Origin of the sequence: Pseudomonas brassicacearum, assembly GCF_003732225.1 — a bacterium.
GTDB classification, from domain to species: Bacteria; Pseudomonadota; Gammaproteobacteria; order Pseudomonadales; family Pseudomonadaceae; genus Aquipseudomonas; species Aquipseudomonas brassicacearum_E.
On the sequence record NZ_MOBJ01000031.1, the window covers coordinates 1 to 874 of the forward strand.

General features: G+C 58.5%; 1 protein-coding gene and 1 pseudogene. Both read right to left on the reverse strand.

What is annotated here, in order from left to right:
* A pseudogene (locus BK659_RS28405) lies at window positions 1-149 on the reverse strand (hypothetical protein); the annotation flags it as partial.
* 26 nt (window positions 150-175) lie between these two features.
* A partial coding sequence (locus BK659_RS24500; RefSeq protein ID WP_123427882.1) for a thymidine phosphorylase occupies window positions 176-874 on the reverse strand: 699 nt, incomplete at its 5' end.

An 874-nucleotide genomic window follows, 5' to 3' on the forward strand; every position in this document is an offset into this window, starting at 1 on the left:
CCTTTCGCACAGGCTTCCGCGATGTGACCCATGGTATCGGAACCCACGTCACCAAAACGTTCTGCATCTTCGGTTGCGCCGATGCCGAATGAGTCCAGCACCATAATAAATGCACGTTTCATAATTGTTCTCCGTACGTAGTGCTTCATAAAAATTCGATCAGATCAGTATACCGCTATTCGGTGATACGGCGATAGACCGAAGGTGAGCTTTCTGGCGCTTTATCAGCAAGCGTAATGGCCGCTTTCACCGCCTTCGCCGCGTCCTGCCAGCTGGCTTCGTCTTTGGCGTGGATCACCGCCAGCGGACGTTGGCCATCAACGCTGTCGCCCAGACGGGCCATATCGGTAAAGCCGACGCTGTAATCAATGGTGTCTGACGCCTGACGACGACCGCCGCCCATCGAGACCACCGCCATACCCAGCGCACGGGTGTCCATTGCTGAGACAAAGCCCTCGCTGTCGGCATATACGGCTTTGCTGAGCGTCGCGGTTGGCAGGTATTTGGCGTAATTCTCAACGAAGTCGGTCGGGCCTTTTTGTGCGGCGACCATACGGCCAAAGATCTCTGCCGCTTTGCCGTTGTCCAGCACGGCCTGCAGTTTCGCGCGGGCTTCCGCCTCGTCTTTCGCCAGCTTGCCGGAGATCAGCATCTCTACACACAGCGCCATGGTCACGTCGAACAGGCGCGGGTTGCGGTATTCCCCCGTGAGGAACTGGACGGCTTCACGCACTTCGACCGCGTTACCGGCGCTGGAGGCCAGTACCTGGTTCATGTCAGTGAGCAGCGCGGTGGTGCGCACGCCTGCGCCGTTGGAGACGCCAACGATCGCTTCGGCGAGCTGGGCAGAAAGTTCATAGGTCGGCATAAAGGC